The organism is Psychromonas sp. SR45-3, assembly GCF_014163575.1.
Lineage (GTDB): Bacteria > Pseudomonadota > Gammaproteobacteria > Enterobacterales > Psychromonadaceae > Psychromonas > Psychromonas arctica.
Genome location: NZ_JACJDP010000005.1, coordinates 119,249 through 143,181, shown reverse-complemented (window position 1 = coordinate 143,181; position 23,933 = coordinate 119,249). Strand labels below are relative to the sequence as shown.

The following is a 23,933-nucleotide window of genomic DNA, read 5'->3' as shown; positions in this document are numbered from 1 at the left end:
CTAGCAATAGTTAAGCGGATTTTTTCGTTTATGACATTAAAGTGCCATATTAGTTGAAAAAATAGCTCAAACACTAAGCTTGCGCTTATTCGCTCCATCTATCACCGACCACATTAAGAATAATCAGCTTAGCTAGCAATAGTTAAGCGGATTTTTTCGTTTATGACATTAAAGTGCCATATTAGTTGAAAAAATAGCTCAAACACTAAGCTTGCGCTTATTCGCTCCATCTATCTCCGACCACATTAAGAATAATCCGCTTAGCTAGCAATAGTTAAGCGGATTTTTTCGTTTATGACATTAAAAGTGCCATATTAGTTGAAAAGATAGCTCAAACACTAAGCTGGCGCTTATTCGCTCCATCTATCACCGACCACATTAAGAAAACCGCTTTATGCTTAAACGCAAAAGCGGTTTTTTTCTTCTTTAATTTGATAATATCAACCCAGTTTTAACTCATTATTCTTCAAATTTCCCTCTTTTAAACACTACTTTTAGCTGCTTAGAATAACTAAAAAAAACCTAAGATTTAGCTCGGTGTCCATTTTGGTTGCCAATAGATTTTTGTAAGTTAATTAATAGGTTTCTGATGTGCGGTATGAATAATTATTTTTACCGATATAATTAATCACAAATAATTTAATACAATTAATTTAAAAAGGTAGGTGTTTTAGATAAAGCATTTCACAACGCACGAGCGTCAGTGGTTTATAAAGTATGGGACAAGCTATTGTAATCAGAGATCAAAAAGACCCGAGACAACTTGGTGATACGTGGTATCTGAATGGGGCTTTTATCAAAATAAATGACGTATTGTATCGCCTTTGGCGAACAGTAGATAAAGATGGTCATGAAATTGATATTCTGGTGCAAAATGTGAAGATAAATGGGCTGCTATGCGTTTCTTTAAGCGATTATTGAAAAGTCAGTAATGGCACTGTTGAAGATTGTGACAGATAAATTAGCAAGCTATTCAGCTGCAAAAAGAGCTAATGCCAAGTGCGAGTACTCGACAGTTCAGTATGAAAATAATGGATGTGAATTATCGCATCAACCCACCCGGCTACAAGAATGGCACATAAGGCGAGTCAAACCCCATGGGCAAGCCGAAGAGTTTTTGACTTGTCGTGGTGTGGTAAACAACTTATTTCTATCTAGTCGACATTTAATGCAAGTGAAATATTACCTTCTTTTCCGTGATCCTCCATTTATAAAGAGGAAACTGCAGTTGTGTCCAAAATTTAGGTTAAGGCATGTTTGACGGTATTTCCTCGACTCGGTTCGAAAAGTTATCCATACCATGCAGCTCATCAGTCCATCATCTTCAGCTAAAAGCTAGGGTTAACCAATACCCTAACATAATATTTTCGATTGAATCATTATCGGTATTTATAGAGCTGAAGCTATTTATTTAATGGAATAGCTTTCAGTGTTTTCAAAATGGCAGAGTTATTGCTGAATTCGGCTAGCTCGATGAAGTGGCTCTTTTCAATTTCTTGCATCTTTTGGTCAGCCAATAATTCTTTGAGAAGTTCTTCCTCATTATTTGCTATTGCCGTTTTTATTGCAGCAAAGTTTGTGATGCTCTGTTTTTTGTTGTCTGTCTTGATTGATTTCATTAGTCTCATTTCCTTCTATTCTTATAACAATTATATTCATGTCGGTATTAGAATTTTTACCCATATGCCAGAAGTGGATTATGATCCTATTATGAATGACTCAAAGAAATGGATCATGCAGATAAGAAATTGGAAAACGGCCTTGAATCGTTTTATGGTAACATTCGAAGACCCTCTTAAAGATTACGTTTAAAAACCGCAGTTACACAGATTTTTGGACCGGGTCGAAAATAGGCTTGTCACATTTACAATTATAATTATACTATTTTACTTCCATGTACTTCCTTTGCTCCGGTCTCTTTTACAACTTGTACTAAGTTATCTTTATTTACACCGCCACCCGGAATAATGATGATTTTATCTTGCGCATACGTAATTAGTTTTTGTAAACATTGTAGGTTTTCTAAAGCGCTATTTTTTCCTCCTTTGGTAAGTATCCTATCTACTTTTAACGATACTAAAATATCTATCGCTTCTTTTTTGTTTTCTATCTCATCGAATGCCATATGAAATGTTTGTTTAAGGTCACTTGCCGCCGCCATTATTATTTTTACCTTTTCTACATCTATTTTATTTTCATTATTTAACACTCCATATACGATCCCATTTACCATCAGATCTTTGCATATTTTTATATCATCTAGCATTATTTCAAATTCTTCATCTGAGTATATAAAGTTACCGCTCCTAGGCCTTATAATTACGTTAATAGGTATTGATATGTTTGAAACAGAATTTTTTATTGTCCCATAACTTGGTGTAGTTCCACCTTCTAACAAGTTATCACATAACTCAATTCTGTTTGCTCCATTTTCATAAGCTCGTTTAGCCTCTATGTAACTTCCTACACAACATTCTTTGACCATGTTCTACTCCTTTTAAAAAATTATTAGTAACATAGTATGATCAGAATAGTACTCGTCAAGTCTATAAAACTAATAGCATTTTTTAGCCTGTTGAAATTTATAGCTATTTTATTATTATTTGAATTCAAGTAATAATACTTTTAGTTCGTTTTTATGGTGATGATATATGGGACTGGCGATCAATAAAGGGATATGGACGCATATGTTCACTCCATGTGATCAAGGTTAAACTGTTTTTACTCCGTTTTTTAATCATAAATATTAAGCAAAAGTATGTCGCCGCTTAAACATTACGGATGACGTTTTCTGTAGGAATGTGGACTCAAATAAGCTTTAACGACTCATAATTACTCTTCAATCTTTTAGTTATCTAGCTTATACACGCTAAGAAGAGGTAGTTGTTATGACTCAGTCTCGCTTCAATGACGGGATTAGAGTCCTTTATTGAATTGTTAGGCTAATTCAACAACAACAGTTTCTAGTGGCCGAAAAGCAAGAGGAGCGTAATAATGGCATTTATCGGCCCTGATCATAAAATTTATTTAAGGCAATAATTTAATAAAATATCCATCACATGTATTCACATATTTATTAGAAATAATGCAATTAATTTTTCATCAAGTAAATGCAAATAATGGTGGTTTTCTGATGAAGTTAAATTGGCTTGAAATGAGCGACTCTACAGTCTCGTTATGAGACACCCACCATTAAGATAGGTGTCTGTTAGAGTACGTATAAAAATGCAGTTATACAGGAAGCGTCTGTCTGTCGAGATCATATCTAACTGAAGGGCGTTCATGTTCACTAGCGCCGTGCTCTCCATCAACTGCTTCCAATTGAATGTAGTTATAATTAGCCGTGAAATTTAAAGACACATCTGCCCCTCCTGGAATAACAGTTAAAACATGTTTAACTTTAAAGATTGCTTCATCAGCACCTAGTACGTAAATCTTTATAGAACCGCCACTATCACTATGATGTAAATTCAGATTAATATCTCTACCTTGATTTATATCTGAAATAGCTATTGTTTCGGTTACTTGACCACTGTAAAGTTGACCTTGAATCATTTTATTTTCCTCATTATTGTAGCTTATTACATTTAATAAATTTGTTATATGTACGTAATGTTTCATCACATAACGTTTTATTTATAATCCCAATTTAGATCACCACAATTCATAAATTTAATTCACAAAAAAGCATGCAATCATAATCATTAAACAGCATATCATTTACAAAAAATAAATGTAAAATTAAAGTCATATTACTGACAGGGGATGGGTTGTTGCAATTGCTAAACTTTTAATCGAATGAATTACAGTTATTAAACAAATCTAGTAAGCTATTAAAACATGCAATTTCAATCATTTATTAACAGATGTTCGTGCCCTAAAAATTTACGAGTCTATTTTGAAAGATGGTATTCATCCTGTTTTGCAAGTTAATAAGCATGCAAAAACGCTTATTGCAAGACAAGAGCCTGGCTCAAAGTTTCATGCAACAGGTATTCCATTTGATGACCCGAATGGGACCATTTAATAGAATGGATTGGTTTAGATGTAGTCTGCCTTGAGCGATTACTCTCGCCCCAAGTGTCTTGTATTTGCATTAAATCAATAGCTAATCTCCTGCATTTATTGTTAATATTTGATAATAAATCAACTGCGTTCTATTCAAACGAGTTACATCTTGTTTTACCACATCGCTACTTTATTTTTTCAAAAAAGGGATTATCTATGGGCTTTCATAAAAACTTAATCGCAGCTGCATTAACGACGACATCTTTATTCTCAGCTTCAGCTTTTGCAGTAGAAAATATTGACATACTGATCACTGATGCAACTGTACTGACTATGAATGCAGAAAAAACTATTTATGAGTCTGGTACGGTTGCCATTAAAGATAATAAAATAATTGCTGTTGGCGATAAAAAATTAGCAGACCAATACCAAGCAACTAAAATAATGAATGTGGCTGGCGACATCGTTATGCCAGGACTAATTAATACGCATACACATGTCTCAATGACCGTCTTTAGATCACTTGCCGATGATGTACCAGATCGCTTACACCGTTATATCTTCCCGCTCGAATCAAAACTGGTTTCTCGTGATATGGTCCGTATCGGAGCTAACTTGGGTAACGTAGAGATGTTAAAGGGCGGTGTAACCACTTACGCAGATATGTACTATTTTGAAGATGAAGTGGCAAAAACCGTTGATAAAATCGGTATGCGTGCAGTATTAGGTGAAACAGTAATAAAATTTCCTGTAGCGGATGCAAAAAATGCACAGGAAGGGATTGCTTACGCTCTTAAATTTATCGAAGAATATAAAGATCATCCTCGTATCACGCCCGCATTTGCACCACATGCTCCCTACACCAATACAACAGAAGTATTGCAACAAGTTGCAAAACTATCCGAAGAAAAAGGTGTACCCGTATTGATTCATCTAGCGGAATCTACACGCGAAGAAGAGAAAATTGCAGAAATCAGCAGAGGTAAAAGTCCAGTTCAATATATGCATGATATTGGTGCGTTAAATAGTCAGCTTGTTGGTGCTCATATGATCTTAGTTGACGACGAAGATATCGCTTTGGTAAAAGCAAGCGATATGGGCGTTGCACATAACATGAGTGCAAATATAAAATCTGCAAAAGGTGTCTCACCGGCACTCAAAATGTATGACCAAGGAGTTCGCATTGGCTTAGGAACCGATGGCCCAATGTCAGGTAATAACTTAAGTACCATTGCAGAATTTGGACAAGTAGCGAAAGTACACAAGTTAGTTAACCACGATCGTGCTGCAATGCCGCCAGTTAAAGTCATTGATATGTCCACCATGGGTGCCGCCAGAGCTTTACATATGGAAGATAAGATAGGATCATTAGAAGTCGGTAAACTTGCTGATATCATTGTTATCGATACTAAAGCGGTGAATATGGTTCCCATGTACAACCCATATTCAGCTTTAGTTTACTCTGCTTATCCGACCAATGTCCGTCATGCTATCGTAGACGGAAAAATACTCATGGAAGATAAGAAGGTTTTGACAGTAGATGAAGATAAAATTCGTGAAGAAGCATTGAAATTTACCGATGTCGTTAGAAAAACTATTATCGATAGTGGAGAAATTGTGCAATAAAAAGTGAAAGATAACGGGCTAAATAATTCAGTTTACCCGTTTTATTTACTCCAAAGACCTACCCTGTAATTTTACTGGCCGCTCTCTCTGCGATTTACGAGCAAATTGCTAAACCACTAAACTTCTATTTATGATCAGTTTAGCTTATAAGTCCAAGGACTTATTTCTAGCTTAAAGGTGCTTAGTGATAAGCAAATAACGCAATCGATTGAAACGTTAGATTTATGTCCTATGGATTAGTGTTTATAGCCAAACAATAATCCATAGCCTAGTAAGATTTAATGCTAGATCAGTTAATTATAAACAGTTACATACTGGCTTTTTTATTAAAATTTAGTCAATCCGATTCGATAAGCTGAAGGTGTTCTTTAATCACGTTCAACACGCCATGATTAAGATTACTCGGCGCACTAAAACGGGCATATTTTTTTACTTTTTCATGGGCATTTTCTACTGCATAAGAATGAAAGCTTGCTTGTAACATTTCGATATCGTTAAAGTAGTCACCAAAACTCATTGTTTGTTCGAAACTAAACTTTAATGTGTCTTGTAAATATGTGATGGCATCTCCTTTTGATGCATTGATATTCATTACATCAAGCCAAACCTTAGCGCTTACCACTACTTTATGGTCAATACTGAATTTTTCATTAATTGACGGATATACGTGTTCTTGTGAACCATCAAAATGGCAGATAGCAATCTTAATAAACTCATCTTCTACCTCGAGTAAATCTTTTACAAATTCACAACGATGGTAGTATTTTTTTATTTCATTAAGTGCTTCAGGTATTTGTGTTTCAATGTATGCGGACTTTTTGCCACATAAAACAATATGTGCACCTTCGATTAATCGAGCCTCTTTGATAATGCGATGAATTGAGCTGGTATCAATAGTACAACTGTAGAGTTCTTCGCCTTTATGCATGACTAAGGTGCCGTTTTCAGCAATAAATATCATGCGTTCCTTAACCGAAGAAAAGGTTTGTAATAAGCTATAATATTGGCGCCCAGAAGCAGCTGCAAACATAATATCTTTTTGCTCTAATTGTTGGAATACGTCAAAAAAATCAGGTGGTAAACGACCCTCATTATCTAACAACGTACCGTCCATATCGGTAGCAATGAATTTAATATTATGTTGTGCCATTGATGAACGCTCGCATATTTTGTAAGGGATTGATAATAGGATGATTATATGATTTTTCGTGATGCTTTAGCAAATGGATAAAAACCATGTAGCTAGCATTAAAAGAAATAATTTAGAAAGTGGCATTTCATGATCTGTTAAAAATTATCTAGATCGCGTTTTTGGCCTCATCCTAAATAAAGTATTACTTCTTGGCTTAATTTTTATCCAGCTACAGTGGCTAGCTACTGAATAATGAATTCCTTTTAAAAACTCCCATCACTCAATTTATTCAATCGATGAGAGAAAAGAAAATATCTTGTTGAGCATCAATTAAATATGAATTAATGTGGTTAAGTATTGAGCTATGCAAGAAGGCCGTTAGTTTAGCTTTTGAAATAGTTAGATGCTCATGCATCACCACCAGTCGTTAGTAAATTATAGCAATCGTTCCAGAAGTTTATTCTTTGTGTTCTTCTCGGTGTCAAGAAGAGCGCTCCATAAATGAAGGGGAATTACCATGAAAACGATAACTGCATCCGTTGGAGATAAAGGCGAAAATAACATTGAAGATGTTAAAATAGTGCAAGGCTTGCTCAATCAACATAAATTTGCTGGCTTTGCAAAGCCGTTGATAATAGATGGACAATCAGGTCCAAACACGATTAAACGAATACAAGCTTTCCAAAAAATGATGATGGATATGCATCAAGCAGATGGGTTGGTTGATGCTAATGGTGAAACCTTGAGACGCTTACAGACCACTAAAGAAGCAGTTGCATCGATTAGTTCGCTATATTTTGGTGAAAAAGGAATTAATCTTTTGAAGGAGATTGAAGGTTTGGCAATAACTCCCTACGACGACCAAACCGGCAAAGATATTAAGGTGTGGGTAGAAGGTGCTACTATTGGTTACGGCCATTTGATTGCCAGATCAGATTGGTCTAAATACAAAGCCGGTTTGAACGAGGCGCAAGCGATTATATTATTACAAGCAGATCTAAATCCTTTTATTAACACCGTAAAAAGTAAAGTGAACGTTGATGTTACTCAGCATGAATTCGATGCAATGGTAATATTTGCTTTCAATATAGGTCAAACAGGTTTCTCTCAGTCATCGGTGTTAAAAATGATTAACGATCCTGACGTGATAACTTCTTACTCTACGTTGGAAAAAGCTTGGAAAGCCTGGGATAAATCTCAAGGTAAAGTTAATCGTGGTTTAAAAAATAGACGGCAGTCGGAGTGGAACATCTATCAGAAAGGAGTTTATGAAAAATGGTAAAAAGATCACTTAATTATATGTATCGGATCCTTCTTGGCTGTTTATTCTCTATTAGCGTTATTTTTGGAGCGTGTGCAATTGATAACCCAGATGCCCCAGATTTGTTTGGCGAGTTTGAAAAACGAGAAATGGTCTACTTGATGGCGATTGATGATCCCAAAAATAAAACCAGAGATTTTTTAGTTGCTTATAATAACTATCTGTTATTTTTAGACAAAGAATTAAATAAAGCATTTTCACATATTAAGTTGAAATTACCCAATGCAAGGAAGTCCGATTTGATAACTGCGCAACTTGCTTGGTTAAAGTACCGTGACGCTGAGTTTAAGTTAATTCAAAGTACTTGGACTCGTGAATATTTTGGCAGTTCAGCGGGAATATCTCGGGGTGATTATCGAACGCGGATAGTCAAAGAGCGCATTGTTCAGTTGTTACACTATGCAAAAAATCTTTAACGTTAGATCGTACCAATAGTTTTACTATAAAAGTATGTTATTGCATGTATTGTTTAGGTTAAATGATTCAACACTAAACAAGCATACTCAGAGCTTGTATGGTCGCGATGCCAAATGATTCTTTTAAACTCACCTGCAGTAGCTAGGTTTCTCTATTTTTTTGCTCAAGGCTGTTCTTTAGCAAGCTAATACATTGCTAAAGAACTGATTAGTAAGGAAATAACTTACTAAGGAATTGATTTGCTAAGGAAAAAACTTGGCAAAGTAATTATTTTACTAAGCCATAATTTTATGATTACAAAGGTAAGTACAAAACACGTCTGCAGTGCAGTGTTTTTAATTAACAGCTCATTGTTTTAAATAGCAAGGTAATTAAGTTGGATGCCAAGTCTCAACGTATCTAAAACAGATTGTGTCGTTGATTTATGGGTTATTTGACCCGCTTTAAGCTCGACCAATGTAACTGCTGAAATTTGTTTAAAGCTTTTGCCCGCTAAAAGTATCTGTATTAATGCTACTTGAAGTGGTGGCAAACTCGGATTAAAAGCAGCGTTTTCTGCATAAGCACCGATATAGATTGATTGATCATCGAGTTGAATAGCGATGCCACAGTAGTTTTCTGAATAGGGCGCATGGCTGATATTTAAAGCAGCAACGGCATTCGTAAGTAACAAATTATCATCAGATACAACATATTTTTGTGGTTTATCTTCCATTAACAGTGTCGTTATATTGAGATCTTTAGGACCAAATGATTCTGGTAGATAGTCTTGTAACGTTTTTGCTTGTCGATTTGGCAGTTGTACCATCATTTTATCTGCACTGCTTAGTTCATTCATAAACTGTCGGCAATGTCCGCAGGGACTATAGTTTATGGTGATATCTTGAATGCCCGTCTCTCCTTTCATCCAAGCATGGGAAATGGCAGATTGTTCTGCATGCACTGCTTGTGCTAACGGTGACCCTGGAAATTCAATATTAGCCCCAAAATATAATATTCCTGAAAGGCCGCGCGCAATCGCTCCAACACAAAAATTGGAAATAGGGGAGTAGGAGTAACTTGCTGCAAGTGGCAGTAATGCAACACGTAATTCACTATCACTTAATGTAGTTATAGTCATTAATTCATTAAACTGTGCCACTGAAATAGTGGCAGAAAAGTCCTTATCTTCAACGATAGGTTTTAAATAATCGGCTAAAATTATAGGTAGTTCATTCAATGCATTTGCTAACAATTTATTCATTATTTTATTCCTAAGCTTTTTGATCGACCGTTTTCCGATAGCTGAGATTTACTATCGCTTGAGCGGTGCTCGCTCCATTTATGCAACTGTTCTCCGGTATAAGTCATGAGAAAGCCAACAATAGCACCAATAAATAAGGCAATAATAGTAACCATCCATTCTCCATTGGAAGAAAAAATGGCGGCTGCACCGATGAATGTGCCAGGGATAAATTTAAGCACATTAAATTTAGCTTGAAAACACATAGCAAAGGCAAAGATAGCCGTTGTGGCATAAGGAGCAAAATCAGCTGCAAGATAAGTGGAGAAAACAATAATTAACATTGCCCAAATTGTACCACTGAAATTAGTCAACCAGACTTGAACCAATCCTTTCATACCTTTATCAGTACAAGCAAAATAACTGGTTGCCCCTAAGAATACTAGCCAGCTTGCTATATCAAAAAAATCAGTAAGCCAAACTAACAAGCCGGATAAAATGCCAGTGCTAATTGACAATGCTAACAGTAAACTCATCGAATATCCCTAATCTTTGTAAATTAAAATAGTATAAAAAAATATGAAATGAAAGCACATGCTTTGAGTAAACATGTGCTTATTGTTATAGAAAGGAGAGGCAATAATTGATTGGTTACGTTACATAACCACTTGCTAAACATTAACCAATATTAGCGCACCATTTTTTCTCAATGTTTTTGTTAATAAACCTACAAAGAAATAGATTAATCATCATATTCAAAGGCGGTATCATTATTATTTACATCAAGCAGTGAGCATAATGTACATCAAACACTGCTTCAATAACTGCCACTCTGATTTCTTGTGCCTTGTTACAGGCTTTACTTTAAATATCTTCCGCTCGGATTTGTCCGTAAACATTGGGTGTCGGTTGATAAGCTTGGTCGCTTACCTTAATAGCCTGAAGTAGTGCTGTAGCGGCCTCTTGCCATTGTTCTTCACTGCGAGCATGAATAACAGCTAGTGGTTTTTGTTCGTTTGCAGTGTCACCTAAACAAATAAAGTTATCAAAACCAACAGCATAGTCAATAGTATCGCTAGAAACGCGGCGTCCACCACCCATACTCACTACGGCCATACCAATTGCTCTGGTATCCATTGCGGAAACAATTCCACTTTGTTTTGCATAAACAGGTTTGACAATTTGTGCTTTTTCTAGGTATTTGTCGTAGTGTTCAACAAAGTCTTTAGGTCCACCTAAGCCTGCAACCATCTTACTGAAACATGCTGCGGCAGAGCCGTCGTCTAGCACGGTTTGTAACTGTTGATGTGCTTGCTCGCTGTTTTCAGCTAATTTACCTAATACTAGCATTTCCGCACAAAGTGCCATGGTGATTTCATAGAGTCTAGGATTGCGGTATTCACCGGTTAAGAATTGTACTGCTTCACGTACTTCGAGTGCGTTACCTGCTGACGAGGCAAGTACCTGATTCATATCAGTTAAAATTGCCGTTGTTTTTGTGCCAGCACCATTAGCCACAGCAACAATAGATTTAGCCAGTTCTTCAGATGCTTGGTAGGTGGGCATAAATGCACCGGAACCCACTTTTACATCCATCACTAGTGAATCCAGCCCTGCTGCTAATTTTTTAGACAAAATTGACGCGGTGATCAAACTAATATTGTCTACTGTAGCGGTGATATCTCGAATTGCATAAACACGTTTATCGGCAGGGGCAAGGTTGCCAGTTTGACCAATAATCGCTACACCTGCTTGTTTGGTCACTTCGCCAAACACATCGTTGCTTGGAGAAATGTTGTAACCAGGAATTGATTCTAATTTATCTAATGTGCCACCAGTATGACCAAGACCACGACCAGAAATCATTGGTACAAAACCACCACAGGCAGCAACCATTGGACCTAACATCAGCGAGGTAACATCACCCACGCCACCTGTTGAATGTTTATCAACAATAGGGCCACCAAAATTCATGTGATCCCAGTTCATGACCATACCTGAGTCACGCATTGCACAGGTAAGGGCAATTCGCTCTGACATGTCCATTTCATTAAAGAAAATAGTCATAGCAAATGCACCAATTTGGCTTTCAGAAATAGTATCGTTAGCCACGCCTTGAATGAAAAAGTTGATCTCTTCAGTGCTTAGTGTTTGCCCATCACGTTTTTTGCGGATAATTTCTTGAGGTAAAAACATTAATCTCTCCATACTCTTTAACGAGTTTTAATTAATTGTTTGTCTGCCCCTCTATAATAAATAGAAGGACTAGCTGTAACGAAAGCGATGCCTAGTATGCTGTTGCATCGGCAGTTTGATTTGTCACTTCTAATGTGTTCAATAAATTAGTCAGTAGACTTGATGCACCAAAACGGTAATGCATGCTATCAGCCCATTGCTCACCTAGAATTTGATCTGCCATTGCTAGATATTGCGCTGCATCTTGTGCTGTTTTTACGCCACCTGCTGGCTTGAAACCAACGCGCTGAGCAACACCCATATCACGAATCACCTTAAGCATTATTTCAGCTGATTCTGGAGTGGCGTTAACTGCAACTTTACCAGTAGAGGTTTTGATGAAATTTGCACCAGCATCAATGCTCAACTCTGAAGCACGCTTAATTAACGCTTCAGTTTTAAGCTCTCCAGTTTCAATGATCACTTTAAGTAAAATATCACCGCAGGCTGCTTTACATTGTTTCACTAGCTCATAACCAACATTTTCATTACCGGCGATCAGTGCGCGATATGGGAAAACCACATCAACTTCATCGGCTCCATAAGCAATCGCAGCTTTAGTTTCTGCAACTGCAATCTCAATATCATCGTTGCCGTGTGGAAAATTGGTCACGGTTGCAATACGCACCTCTGGTGTACCTTGTGCAAGCAGTGTTTTCTTAGCAATCGGGATAAAACGAGGATAAATACAAATTGCAGCGGTATTACCAACGGCCGTTTTAGCATTATGACAAAGCTCGATGACTTTTTGATCAGTATCATCGTCATTCAATGTAGTTAAATCCATTAGCTTAAGTGCACGTAAAGCAGCTGTTTTAATATCAGACATAGGGTGGCTCCAGTTTTATCGTAAGTTGAAAGAGGTTTATGTGCTCGAGAGTACATCGAATAAAAGCATTGATATATACGATATAGGCAAAGCACTTTTTACGTATGGAAAAAGTGAAGGATTGATTAACGTTCTTGAATACTGTTTTTTTTGCCGCTATGTTATGAAGCTATGTTATGAAGTCAGGTTATGCGACTAGGGTTACAAAATTAGGTCTAAAAAATCGGTTTTAAACGATATAACAGAGCATAGAAACAGGCTCTGCTATTAAAGGGCGCTTTACGCGGCACTGGCACAAGAAAAAGCACTGACGATCACAACGAATAAATGAAAAGAAACGAAAGGTTTATTTAATGCGACTAAATGTTCTTCACCCAAGGAGCTAGAGCTAGATCCCAATAGGGCGGCGTACCAATATGCTCCTTTAGAAACGTGATCACTGTATTCAGCCTTTTGGGAAGGTGCTTTTTTCGTGGGTAGACGGCGTAAACCGGCATATCTAAATTAGCTTTCCAGTCTGGTAGGAGTTGGATAAGTTTGCCTGTTTCAAACTCATTGGATAATAAATAGGTCGCAATATAACCTACGCCGTGATCTCCGATAACTGCATCCCTTACTGCTTCAGAAAGGTTGACACGGTAGTTGCCAGTGACATGGTTACAACATAATTGTTCGCCCTTACTAAATGGCCAATAGCTGTAGTCACGGGTATTACTATGATAGGTGACACAGTTATGATGCAATAAATCATCTGGGTGAATAGGTTTCGGGTTTTTATCTAAGTATCCCGGTGAAGCGGCAAGCACGAAATTACCATCGGCGACTCTTTGGGCTATATAACCTTCATTGATATCCGCATGGGTTGTTATCCATAAATGAATACCATCATTTAGCATGTCGATTTTTTGATCTGAAAAAGTGATATCAAAATTGATCTCTGGATACTGCTTTTGCATTTTATCTAATACTGGAATGACGTGCAGCGCGCCAAAACTTCGTGATAGTGCCAAACGGATGGTACCTGACATTTGTTCTGTTGCATCCATCATTGCCGCTTCTGCATTTTGAATATTGGCATAGAGTTGAGCACAATGTTCAGCAAACTCAATACCCGCATCGGTTAAGGTCAAATTGCGCGTGGTTCTTTGCACAAGTTGCACATTGAGTTCTGACTCTAATTGAGTTAATTGTTTACTAACATAGGAAATTGATACATCCAATCGTTCAGCCGCTTTAGTAAAGCTGCCACTCATTTTCAATATATGTAATAAATACATTTGATTAGCACGGTTTTTCATTTCAATTTCCAAGTTTTAAAAAAGCATCTTACAAAGATAGTAAAAGCAATGCCAGTAAAAGAGCTGAATGGTAGATAAGTGAGGTGAATAAGTTATATTAACCTGCTATTGATCAATATCTATTGTTCTGTGGCTAGTTAGGGGAGCAAGTAATTGCTGTCATCAAATTGATTTATTTAGATTTTTAACGCTATCTCTTATTATTAAACTTGGTTCAAGTTTGATGACGATAGACTCAGCGCGTTGTTTATTAATTTTTTCTAGTAACGTATCGACAGCTTTTGCACCTAACCTAAATTTAGGTTGATGAATGGTTGTCAGAGAAGGGGTGAAAAATTTAGCCATTTTAATGCCATCATAGCCAATGATAGAGATGTCTTCTGGTATTCTTATCCCTTGTTTATGGGCTGCATTAATAACCCCCATTGCCATCATGTCATTACCAATAAAAAGTGCGGAGGGCAGTGGGCCTTTTTCAAATAACTTATTAAATGCTTGAAAACCACCTTCAGCTTCAAATTCATCTTCTATGATCCATTCTTTGTTGACTGCAATATGTGCTTCTATCATTGCTTGTTTAAACCCTTGCAACCTTAAGTGAGCCGTATTTTTTTCTAACGGGCCTGTAATACAACCTATTTTTGTATGCCCACAGTCTATTAGGTATTTAGTCGCCATGCTTCCACCGAGAAAAGAGTGATCTTGGATTTGATCTAGTGAAGGATCAGCAGGCCCCCAGCCCATAACTATCGAAGGAACAGGTTTATGATGTTGAAGCAGATCAATATGACGGCCATCTACTTCTGCACACATAAGCATTAACCCATCAACACGCTTTTGCATTAACATGTCTACGTTATGCTGCATTCTGTCTAATGGACCCTTGTGGCATAAAACTTAACCATCTACTTTAGTAGGTGGTTGAGTTGGCTTCAACTGCGGTCATTATTTTCTTTATTCAGTTGAGCCCTTGTATCAGGACTAACTTATTGGGCCACTTCTTTATTCTTGATGGTAAACCATCAAGAATAAAGAAGTGGTGTATTTTAACCAGCAATATTAATTAGCTATTGAGCGAAATTGGTATTAATAACCAATAAGTCTCAGCAAGTTCTCTGCTGTTTTTATAGCTTCTTTGCGATTTGCAATATTCAGCTTCTGATACAAGTTGCGAATATGTGTTTTTATCGTTGTACCTGCCACATCCAGCTCGAGTGCGACTTGTTCATTGCTTAATCCAGAATAAATCAAACCTAATACTTGCCATTCCCTTTGTGTTAAGGGACTGGTTCGAACGAGCTCAGGTATATCAGGGTGATTCACCAGTTGATCCACAAAACTTTCATCGAAGTGGATAGAACGGCTCTTTTGCTTGATAGAAATATCTTTTAATAATTGTAACGTACGGTGTTTTTCAAGTTCATTTAAGCTAGCGGAACTGCTAAGTTTTTGTAGTAAATGCTCAATATGTACACCATCGATCAAGAAGTTACTGACCATGCCTGTTTGGTTAGTTAAACTTAGTGCTTGTTTTAATGTCTCTAACGCTAATGTTTCATTACCTACTTTTGCCGCTATAATCGCTTCAATAATAAGATTACGATTATTATCCGTAATTAAATGTGATGCTTTGGCCTCAGACTGTAAAAACTTAATCGTTATTGTTGCTTGGTCATATTGTTCAAGGGCTATTTCAGCTCTGACAATGTTACGAACTTGCAGTTGCAAAAAGTGGTTATTTGCTTGGTTAGGGCGGATTGCGGTACCTAACCAATTTTTAATTGCGTCTAAGTCATTACGAGCTTGCCAGTATAAAAGCAATGATTGTGACGCATGTGCTGACCAATCATCATGATAGGTTGATTGTTGTACTAGGTGTTGTATTTTTTCAATAAATCGCATGGCCTTATCTAGCTCTCCACGACTTATTGCTATCATCGCTAGCATTGAATAACAGTGTAAGTGTTTGCTAGGTTCTATGTTTCCGAGTACATTGATTCCTTTATAAGCACATTCTTCAGCTTCATCTAAGCGATTCCAGCACCATAATATTTGCGCACGGTTACGCAATAAAAACTCATGTAACGGCAATTGCTGCAATTTTTGTTCAGTAATCAGTTTAAAAGCACTATCTTGTAACTCAAATGCAGCTTGTACAAAACCTTGTGCCAGCAGTATTTCACCCTGTTGCAATATTGCCCACAATGCTTGATGAAAGAGTTTATGCTGTCTCGCTAATTTCTCGGTTTGTTGCATTAAAGGTAGGGCTCTGTCTAACTGTCCCATTACATGATTTACTTCACCTACTATAGAGGTGGTGATAATTCGATTTCGATAACCATTAGAGTCTAATTGGGTTAATGCTAGTTCAGCTAGTTCAAAGGCTTTTTCAGGCTCACTCCGATTAATAGCAACTTGCGCAAGCAGCGCATTAACTTGACCTTGATCGTTTGTTGTTAACGTAATATTTCTCTTATCGATCTCTTGCTTAGCCTCCGCCAGCATATTCTCTACTGCGGTATAGCTATGTTGGCTTTGTGCAAGCCAAGCTCTTATTAATGGCAGTTTAATATTTTCGTATAACTTGTCAGGAGACAAACTGTTAATTGCACTTTCTAAATTAGTTAATTCACCATGATTAAACATTCTCCAGCCGTGAGCGGAAATGATTTTTGTCAGTAGTTCGCCATCATTTACTTTCTGTGCATGAAACATAGCCTGTTGAGGGATATCTAGTTTTAGCCATGCTTTAGCCGCTTTATGATGAAGCGCATTTTCTTCCTGCGGGATCCGTGCTTGACGCTCATGTGCTAGAAACTCTGCAAATAAATTATGAAACCTAAACCAGTTTTGTTCTCCCTCTAAGGGGTATATAAATAAGCCATAACGATTTAGGTATTCAAGCATACTCAATGCATCGTCTCTTTCTGTTAACTCACTAATAAGCGTATCGTTAAAGGTACTCAGTACAGAGCATTGCATTAAAAAGTGACGAGTATCATTATCTAAAAAGTCAAAAACTTCTTCAACAAGGTATTCCCAAAGATGGCCATTACTAAAATTTGAAACAGACTCAACCGATTGTGCTAGTGTTTTTTTGTTATGTTGTGCTTGTAACGCGATAAGTTGTAATGCAGAAGGCCAGCCTTCAACATAAGCACGAAGGTTATCTACCGTAGTATCATCTACGCCCTCGGAAAAACGTTGATTGAAAAAACGAGCTGTTTCATCTGCATCAAAAGCGAGAAGATCATTGTCTATTTCGATCATTAAGTCGCGTACTCTAAGGTTTGCTGTACCAATAGGAGGTGCAGAACGACTGGTTACGATTAATGTTATATTATCTGGCATATGTTTAAGGAAAAAACGTATCCCTTCATGAATCTCATTTTCTTTGATCAAGTGATAATCATCTAATACCAAATAACATTCTTGGTGATAGTTGGAAAGTTCACTAAATACTTCACCAAATAATGATTGCAGCGATGAAAATTGACGTTTTTCAACTAATGTTTGCGCATTAGGACAGGACTCGTTAGTTGCCTTGTTGATTGCTTGAATGAAATAGTTAATAAAATGAAATATATCATTGTCATTCTCATCAATGCTGTACCAGCCGACGGAGGATTTATCCGCTAACCATTGTGCGGTCATGGTGGTTTTTCCATAGCCTGCTGGCGAACGAAATAGAACTAGTTTATAAAATGGCGCTTGTTGCAATAACTCGAGCACGCGAGGTCTTAGTATTGCGTTATGTAATCTGCCTGGTCTTGTTAGTTTTGATGGGAGCCACATTTGCTTTCTCGTGTTATTAATTATTTCTATTATAAGGGCCAAGCGTACGCTATATTCACTAGAATTGACTACTGCAAGGCTTTACATTGCATGACATTACACACATTTTTTAGTGCCCTGTGTAATAGCGATGTGACTCTAATCTCGTACTGTATGGCATGGCTAATTCTCGATGATAGTACTGTTTTCAAAACCTCAATCACCAATCATCAAATTATGTGACCTAAAGTATACCTTAAGCTATTTTTGAAAATGATGATGCATATCAGTGTTTAAACCTAATATCATGAAAAACAAAGCTTATTTTTTTTTTGTAAGAGTATTTATATTTTCAAACCAGCATTAAGATTAATTCATTTACTATCGAAGTGTCGAGACTACTTTATCTTTGTTATTTTAAAAAGTGACTTGGCACTCATTATCCACACTAGTGCTATCTATTGATTATTATCGTAAAAGGTCATCGATTCTGTATTCATCGCCCTAAGCATAAACTTAGTTTTCTACGCCCTTAATACTCCTCCTTATTTAACCCTAAATTAGGAGGATGTTTTGCGTTTAATATAAATCCAGAATATGCCTCAGATAAATAAAACTTAATAAAGAGGCTTTACCATGAAACCTGTTCAACAAAGAGAATTTGATAAAACATTATTTAAATCTGAAGTGTTAAATCACTTAAACACGACTTATGCAAAAACCGAAGAGACAGCGACGACGCATGACTGGTACCTTGCCTTAGGACGCGCATTAGCTGGGCTAACTACCTTTGATTTATTAGCGACTGAGCAAGATCCGAAAATTAAAAATGCGAAAAGTGTTAATTATTTATCCTTAGAGTTTTTGATTGGCAGACTGACAGGCAATAACCTAATTAGCATGGGTATTTACGATCAAATTAACGATGCGATGCAAGAAATGGGACACAGCCTATCGGATTTACTTGAAGAAGAGCGCGATCCGTCATTAGGAAATGGTGGTCTTGGTCGTTTAGCTGCTTGTTTTATGGATTCATGTGCAGCCCAAGAATTCCCTGCTATTGGTTACGGGCTACATTACGAATATGGGCTTTTCAAGCAATCCTTTGAACAGTGTCATCAAAAAGAAGCACCAGATGCATGGCGAGGTGTAGAAGGTTACCCGTGGGAAGTTGCGCGCCCAGAATATGCGCAGGAAATAGGATTTTATGGGCATGTACAGCCTGTAGTTGAAAATGGCAAAGAAAAGCGCCGCTGGGTACCTGGTATGTTCGTAAAAGGCATGCCGTGGGATCTTCCGATTGTTGGTTACCAAAGTAATACTGTTTATCCATTACGTTTATGGGAATGCCAGGCGATTGCACCATTCTCATTAGAAAGTTTCAATAATGGACATTATTTTGAAGCACAACATGCACTTATCGATGCTGGTAATATCACCAAAATTCTATATCCAAATGATAATCACGAAAAAGGTAAAACACTGCGTTTAATGCAGCAATATTTTCATAGTGCCGCGTCAATCAAAGACATTTTACGTCGTCACGATGAATCTGGACATAATCTCAAAGATCTTGCTCAATACGAATCCATACAGCTCAACGATACTCATCCAACGATCGCTATTCCAGAATTAATGCGTATTTTGATTGATGAAAGAGACATGAGTTGGGACGATGCTTGGGCTATTTGTAGCAAAACATTTGCCTACACTAATCATACGCTACTACCTGAAGCGTTAGAAACTTGGTCTGAATCATTGATTCAAAGCTTATTACCTCGACATATGGAAATTATATTCCATATTAATCACTTATTTATGCAAGAAGTACGAGAAAAATGGCCGGGTGATGTTGAGAAACAACGTAAATTATCCATTATTCAAGATGGTTTTCATCGTAATGTTCGCATGGCAAACCTATGCGTAGTTGGCTCTTATGCGGTTAATGGTGTTGCAGCTTTGCATTCTGCTTTAGTTAAACGTGATTTATTCCCTGAGTTTGATGAGTTGTATCCTAACCGTTTACAAAATATCACTAATGGCATTACCCCTCGACGTTGGTTGAAGTTCTGTAATCCAGCATTATCTCAATTAATCACTGATAAAATAGGTGATCAATGGCCTGCGGATTTAAGTCAACTTAACCAAATCGCTGAGTTTGCCGAAGATAGTCAATTTCAAAATGATTATATGAATGTAAAAAAATTGAATAAACAGCGTTTGGCCAGTTGGGTTAAGGAACATATGGATATTGAACTAGATAGTGATGCTATTTTTGATGTTCAAATTAAACGTTTACATGAATATAAGCGCCAGCATTTAAATTTATTACATATTTTGTCGCTTTATTATCGTCTATTAAACGAACCTACCTTTGATATGGTGCCGCGAGTTGTTTTCTTTGCTGCAAAAGCTGCGCCCGGTTACCACCTTGCAAAAGAGATCATCTTCGCTATTAATAAAATTGCTGAAACCATTAACAATGATCAGCGAATCAACGGCAAGTTGAAAGTCGTATTTATTCCTGATTATCGAGTCAGCATTGCTGAAATCATCATCCCTGCTGCGGATGTTTCTGAGCAAATATCAACGGCAGGTAAAGAAGCATCAGGCACAGGCAACATGAAAATGGCATTAAATGGTGCGTTAACAATCGGCACAATGGATGGTGCAAATGTAGAAATTCGTGAAGAGGTAGGTGACGATAATATTTATATTTTTGGGCTCGACGTTGATGGCGTTGAAGCTGTACTAAGCCGAGGTTATAACCCCTTCGACTACTACCATACTAATCCGTTATTAAAAGCTTCATTAGACTTGTTACTTAGCGATGTATTTACACCTAATGAGCCAGGAAGGTTGCGTACTATTTATGATGCGTTGTTGGATGGCGGAGACCCTTACCTGTGTTTAGCGGACTTTGCATCATATATTCATGCGCATGAAGCGATGGATAAACAATACCAAGATAAAAAGGGCTGGGCGCGTAAAGCTATTATGAATACTGCATTGGTAGGCAAGTTTAGCTCTGACCGTTCTATTCGAGACTATGCTAATAATATTTGGAAGTTATCGGCAGTACATCGTTAATCGCATTGAGTGAAGTGTGCTAGGCGCACTTCACTTTTTAATTTATTAATCTATATGCCCATTTCACAGTAGTCGCCATTATAAATGCTGAATTCATTTATAAAAAAAGAACGAAAAATAATGGGCTCACATTAAGCAGTGATATTGATCAGCAAACATGCTTTGGTATTACGCTAAAAAATTTGAGTAGGGTTGATAGTCTTTTACTTACTAAATAAACCATGGTTTTACCATCATTTTTTGCAGATTGTTTTTACATTTGGATAAGGTATATACCCTTCAATATTCTTATTAACAGTAGCGAGCTAATGTTTGGCCATGATCTTTTATTAACGAGTCTTGATATTATGCCCACGGAGAGAGCAATGAACGAACAATCAGTATTAAAAAAAGTAGCCAAAATGGCTAAAATCTCAGACCGTTACATTAGTGCCTGGGGAAATGAAGCTTATGTTAAAGATGAAACCATCGAACAACTATTAAGTGCGTTAGGCTACGATACGACTGATGATCAAACGTTGTTAAAATCTGCACAAAAAAGGCATAAAACCGAAATATTAGCACCCGTTAAGGTCATTAAGGATCCACAACAACCGATTGAAATTGAATTAAACCTTGGTTTAACCGTGCGAGAAAGCGAATTTAGTTGGCAAGTTATTACAGAGAATGGTGAAGTTTTAGAAGGTTATTTGCAATCACAAGTGATCAAAGATGAGCGCTCAAATGGAGGAGCGTTGATTTTTCAACTACCCAAATTACCGTTAGGGTATCACCAATTAACGGTTACTCGTAAACGCCGTAAAAACCCGTATCAAATGACTATAATCATTACGCCTGAATCTTGTTATAAGCAGTCTAGTTTACTTAAAGGTGAAAAACTTTGGGGTCCAAGCATCCAACTTTATACGGTTCGCACCGCATATAACTGGGGAATAGGAGATTTTGGCGATCTAAAGCAGCTAATAACAGAAGTCGCTTCCCGTGGCGGAGATTTTATTGGCCTAAATCCGATCCATGCATTATTTCCTGCCAACCCTGAAGGGGCTAGCCCATATAGTCCTTCTTCTCGTCATTGGTTGAACATTATGTATATTGATGTGACAGCTATCCCTGAGTTTGTATTGAGTAGCGCGGCGCAGCAAAAAGTCGGATGCATCAAATTTCAACAACGTCTCAAAAGTGTGCGTAAAGATGAATGGGTTAATTACAGTGAAGTAGCGGCATTAAAATTAAGTGTATTACCCCTTTTATTTAAAGAATTTGAAATTAGGCATCTTTCTAAAGAAACAGAGCGCGCGGAGGCTTTTCATGATTTTGTGGCGCAAGGTGGAGAAAGTTTACAGCATCAAGCGGCATTTGATGCGCTACATGCCCACTTGCATCAACAGGATCCTTCTGTTTGGGGCTGCCCAGTATTTCCAAATAAATATAGCAAGTTCAGCAATATAGAGGTACATCAGTTTATTACACAAAACAGATCACTGGTTGAGTCTTATTTATATTATCAATGGATTGCTGATACACAGATTAATGAAGCTCAACAGTTTGCAGAAGAATGCGGAATGTCGGTCGGCTTATACCGTGATTTAGCAGTAGGCGAAGCAAACTCAGGTTCGGCAAGTTGGGCTGATAATGGACATCTGGTACTTGATGCAAGCATCGGAGCACCACCGGATGTGTTTGGGCCGTTAGGGCAAAATTGGGGACTGCCACCTCTGAACCCTCAAGTACTTAAGAACTCAGGTTATGCTCCTTTCATTGCGTTATTAAGGGCTAATATGAAACATTGTGGTGCGTTAAGAATCGATCATGTTTTGGGTTTATTACGCTTATGGTGGGTACCTAAAAATAAAACTGCGGCGGAGGGGGCTTACATTTATTACCCTGTTGAAGACTTGTTAGCTATTTTAGCGCTTGAGTCACATCGACATCAATGTGCAGTAATTGGTGAGGATTTAGGTACTGTTCCAGATGAAATTGTCGATATACTGGCAAGCTCGGGTATCCATTCTTATAAATTGTTTTTTTTCGAAGTCGCTGAGGACGGTGGTTTTTTCTCACCTACCCATTATACAGAACAATCTATGTCAGCACTTTGTACACACGATATGCCAACGCTTAGAGGGTTCTGGCATTGTGAAGATCTGCGTATGGGTAAAGAACTTGGTTTGTATCCAGATCCTGTTCAATTAAAAGCTTTATATGATGAACGGTTACGATCTAAACAAGAAATACTTAATAGCCTTGCCTGGCATGGACTCTTGCCTGAAGGTGTGGGCAAAGATGCAGCCTTTGTTCCAATGGACAGTTACTTGAGTGAAGCGCTACATTTGCACCTCGCTGCCGGTTCATCTGCATTGTTTAGTGTGCAACTTGAAGATTTGTTAGAAATGGATATGCCTGTCAATATACCTGGAACGGTCAATGAATATCCTAACTGGCGACGTAAATTATCAGTTAACATCGATGATATTTTTCAAAAAAAGTCGGTAAATCGCTTAGCTAAACAAATGACCCAATTGCGCTTAAAAGCTAGCCATTAATTGTTTGTGCTGGAGATTATATTCTCTCTAGCTCCTATCGTTGAGCAATATAGTCGGTAATAAAGCCTTTCTTAGCAAAGCTTTATTACCCGTTTTAAATTGCTATTCGTTTGGGATTTTCCTCTCAATTTAAGGACTCATTTAACTATTCACTTAACTATCAACTTAATTATCAACTTAGTTATCAATTCAATTTTAAACATTAATCATTAAACTCATCCATTTTCTTCATTTAACATTATCATTAAGCTGGTTCAGTATGGAGCTACCTAAATTTACTTAATTAAATGCAATTACTTAAATACAATTACTTAAATACAATTACTTAAGTACAAGCCTAGATTCGTATAATAAGTGGTTTCATAAAATAATTTGATGTCGTCATTCTATATAGTCATTTCCTAAAGAATAAATGACATAAGCATTGTAAATAGAGTC

The 23,933-nt window shown here is 37.2% G+C and carries 17 protein-coding genes; 6 read left to right on the top strand and 11 right to left on the bottom strand.

The annotated features are described in order from the left end of the window. Positions 1-1,403: 1,403 nt before the first annotated feature. From H5084_RS04885 to H5084_RS04875, 3 genes are all read right to left on the bottom strand, one after another. Complete coding sequence (locus tag H5084_RS04885; RefSeq protein ID WP_028870077.1) at positions 1,404-1,619, bottom strand: hypothetical protein; 216 nt, start codon at positions 1,617-1,619, stop codon at positions 1,404-1,406. Positions 1,620-1,876: 257 nt separating this feature from the next. Further along, positions 1,877-2,485, bottom strand: coding sequence for a copper homeostasis protein CutC (locus tag H5084_RS04880; RefSeq protein ID WP_182689706.1), 609 nt, complete (start codon positions 2,483-2,485; stop codon positions 1,877-1,879). A 746-nt stretch (positions 2,486-3,231) separates the two neighbouring features. Then, on the bottom strand, positions 3,232-3,555 hold the full coding sequence (locus tag H5084_RS04875) for a hypothetical protein (RefSeq protein ID WP_182689705.1): 324 nt from the start codon (positions 3,553-3,555) through the stop codon (positions 3,232-3,234). A 343-nt stretch (positions 3,556-3,898) separates the two neighbouring features. Between H5084_RS04875 and H5084_RS19670 the strand changes: the two genes are divergently transcribed. Both H5084_RS19670 and H5084_RS04870 read left to right on the top strand, forming a co-directional pair. Then, entirely contained in the window at positions 3,899-4,027 is a 129-nt protein-coding gene (locus H5084_RS19670) for a hypothetical protein (RefSeq protein WP_259396683.1), read from the top strand. A gap of 197 nt (positions 4,028-4,224) precedes the next feature. Beyond that, positions 4,225-5,634 (top strand): amidohydrolase, encoded by a 1,410-nt coding sequence (locus H5084_RS04870; RefSeq protein ID WP_182689704.1) that lies wholly within the window; start codon positions 4,225-4,227, stop codon positions 5,632-5,634. A 337-nt stretch (positions 5,635-5,971) separates the two neighbouring features. Here the strand turns inward: H5084_RS04870 and H5084_RS04865 are convergent, their stop codons facing one another. Continuing rightward, the gene (locus H5084_RS04865) at positions 5,972-6,784 is read right to left on the bottom strand and encodes a Cof-type HAD-IIB family hydrolase (protein WP_182689703.1); all 813 of its coding nucleotides are present in this window, start codon (positions 6,782-6,784) and stop codon (positions 5,972-5,974) included. A gap of 499 nt (positions 6,785-7,283) precedes the next feature. Here H5084_RS04865 and H5084_RS04860 point away from each other — a divergent pair, with 499 nt between their 5' ends. Both H5084_RS04860 and H5084_RS04855 read left to right on the top strand, forming a co-directional pair. Next, positions 7,284-8,048, top strand: coding sequence for a glycoside hydrolase family protein (locus H5084_RS04860; RefSeq protein ID WP_220485896.1), 765 nt, complete (start codon positions 7,284-7,286; stop codon positions 8,046-8,048). Next, entirely contained in the window at positions 8,042-8,503 is a 462-nt protein-coding gene (locus tag H5084_RS04855; protein ID WP_028870093.1) for a lysozyme inhibitor LprI family protein, read from the top strand. The genes H5084_RS04860 and H5084_RS04855 overlap by 7 nt, the downstream gene beginning before the upstream one ends. A gap of 356 nt (positions 8,504-8,859) precedes the next feature. Here the strand turns inward: H5084_RS04855 and cdd are convergent, their stop codons facing one another. From cdd to malT, 7 genes are all read right to left on the bottom strand, one after another. After that, entirely contained in the window at positions 8,860-9,747 is an 888-nt protein-coding gene (gene cdd / locus H5084_RS04850) for a cytidine deaminase (RefSeq protein WP_182689702.1), read from the bottom strand. Then, entirely contained in the window at positions 9,747-10,262 is a 516-nt protein-coding gene (locus H5084_RS04845) for a DUF1097 domain-containing protein (RefSeq protein WP_051369264.1), read from the bottom strand. Before H5084_RS04845 ends, cdd begins: the two co-directional genes overlap by 1 nt. Positions 10,263-10,590: 328 nt before the next feature. After that, positions 10,591-11,922, bottom strand: coding sequence for a thymidine phosphorylase (deoA, locus tag H5084_RS04840; RefSeq protein ID WP_182689701.1), 1,332 nt, complete (start codon positions 11,920-11,922; stop codon positions 10,591-10,593). 91 nt (positions 11,923-12,013) lie between these two features. Continuing rightward, positions 12,014-12,790 (bottom strand): deoxyribose-phosphate aldolase, encoded by a 777-nt coding sequence (gene deoC, locus H5084_RS04835; RefSeq protein WP_028870096.1) that lies wholly within the window; start codon positions 12,788-12,790, stop codon positions 12,014-12,016. A gap of 359 nt (positions 12,791-13,149) precedes the next feature. Further along, positions 13,150-14,088: a LysR family transcriptional regulator gene (locus H5084_RS04830; RefSeq protein WP_028870097.1), complete on the bottom strand. Its 939-nt coding sequence runs from the start codon at positions 14,086-14,088 to the stop codon at positions 13,150-13,152. A gap of 162 nt (positions 14,089-14,250) precedes the next feature. Continuing rightward, positions 14,251-14,955 carry a substrate-binding domain-containing protein gene (locus H5084_RS04825; protein ID WP_182689700.1) on the bottom strand — a complete coding sequence of 235 codons (705 nt, stop codon included), beginning with the start codon at positions 14,953-14,955 and terminating at the stop codon, positions 14,251-14,253. 219 nt (positions 14,956-15,174) lie between these two features. Beyond that, positions 15,175-17,883, bottom strand: a complete 2,709-nt coding sequence (malT, locus tag H5084_RS04820) for an HTH-type transcriptional regulator MalT (RefSeq protein WP_182689699.1) — start codon at positions 17,881-17,883, stop codon at positions 15,175-15,177. A 615-nt stretch (positions 17,884-18,498) separates the two neighbouring features. Here malT and H5084_RS04815 point away from each other — a divergent pair. Beyond that, positions 18,499-20,952 (top strand): glycogen/starch/alpha-glucan phosphorylase, encoded by a 2,454-nt coding sequence (locus H5084_RS04815; RefSeq protein WP_182689698.1) that lies wholly within the window; start codon positions 18,499-18,501, stop codon positions 20,950-20,952. Between the two features lie 365 nt (positions 20,953-21,317). Beyond that, positions 21,318-23,495, top strand: a complete 2,178-nt coding sequence (malQ, locus tag H5084_RS04810) for a 4-alpha-glucanotransferase (RefSeq protein WP_182689697.1) — start codon at positions 21,318-21,320, stop codon at positions 23,493-23,495. Positions 23,496-23,933 lie beyond the last annotated feature (438 nt).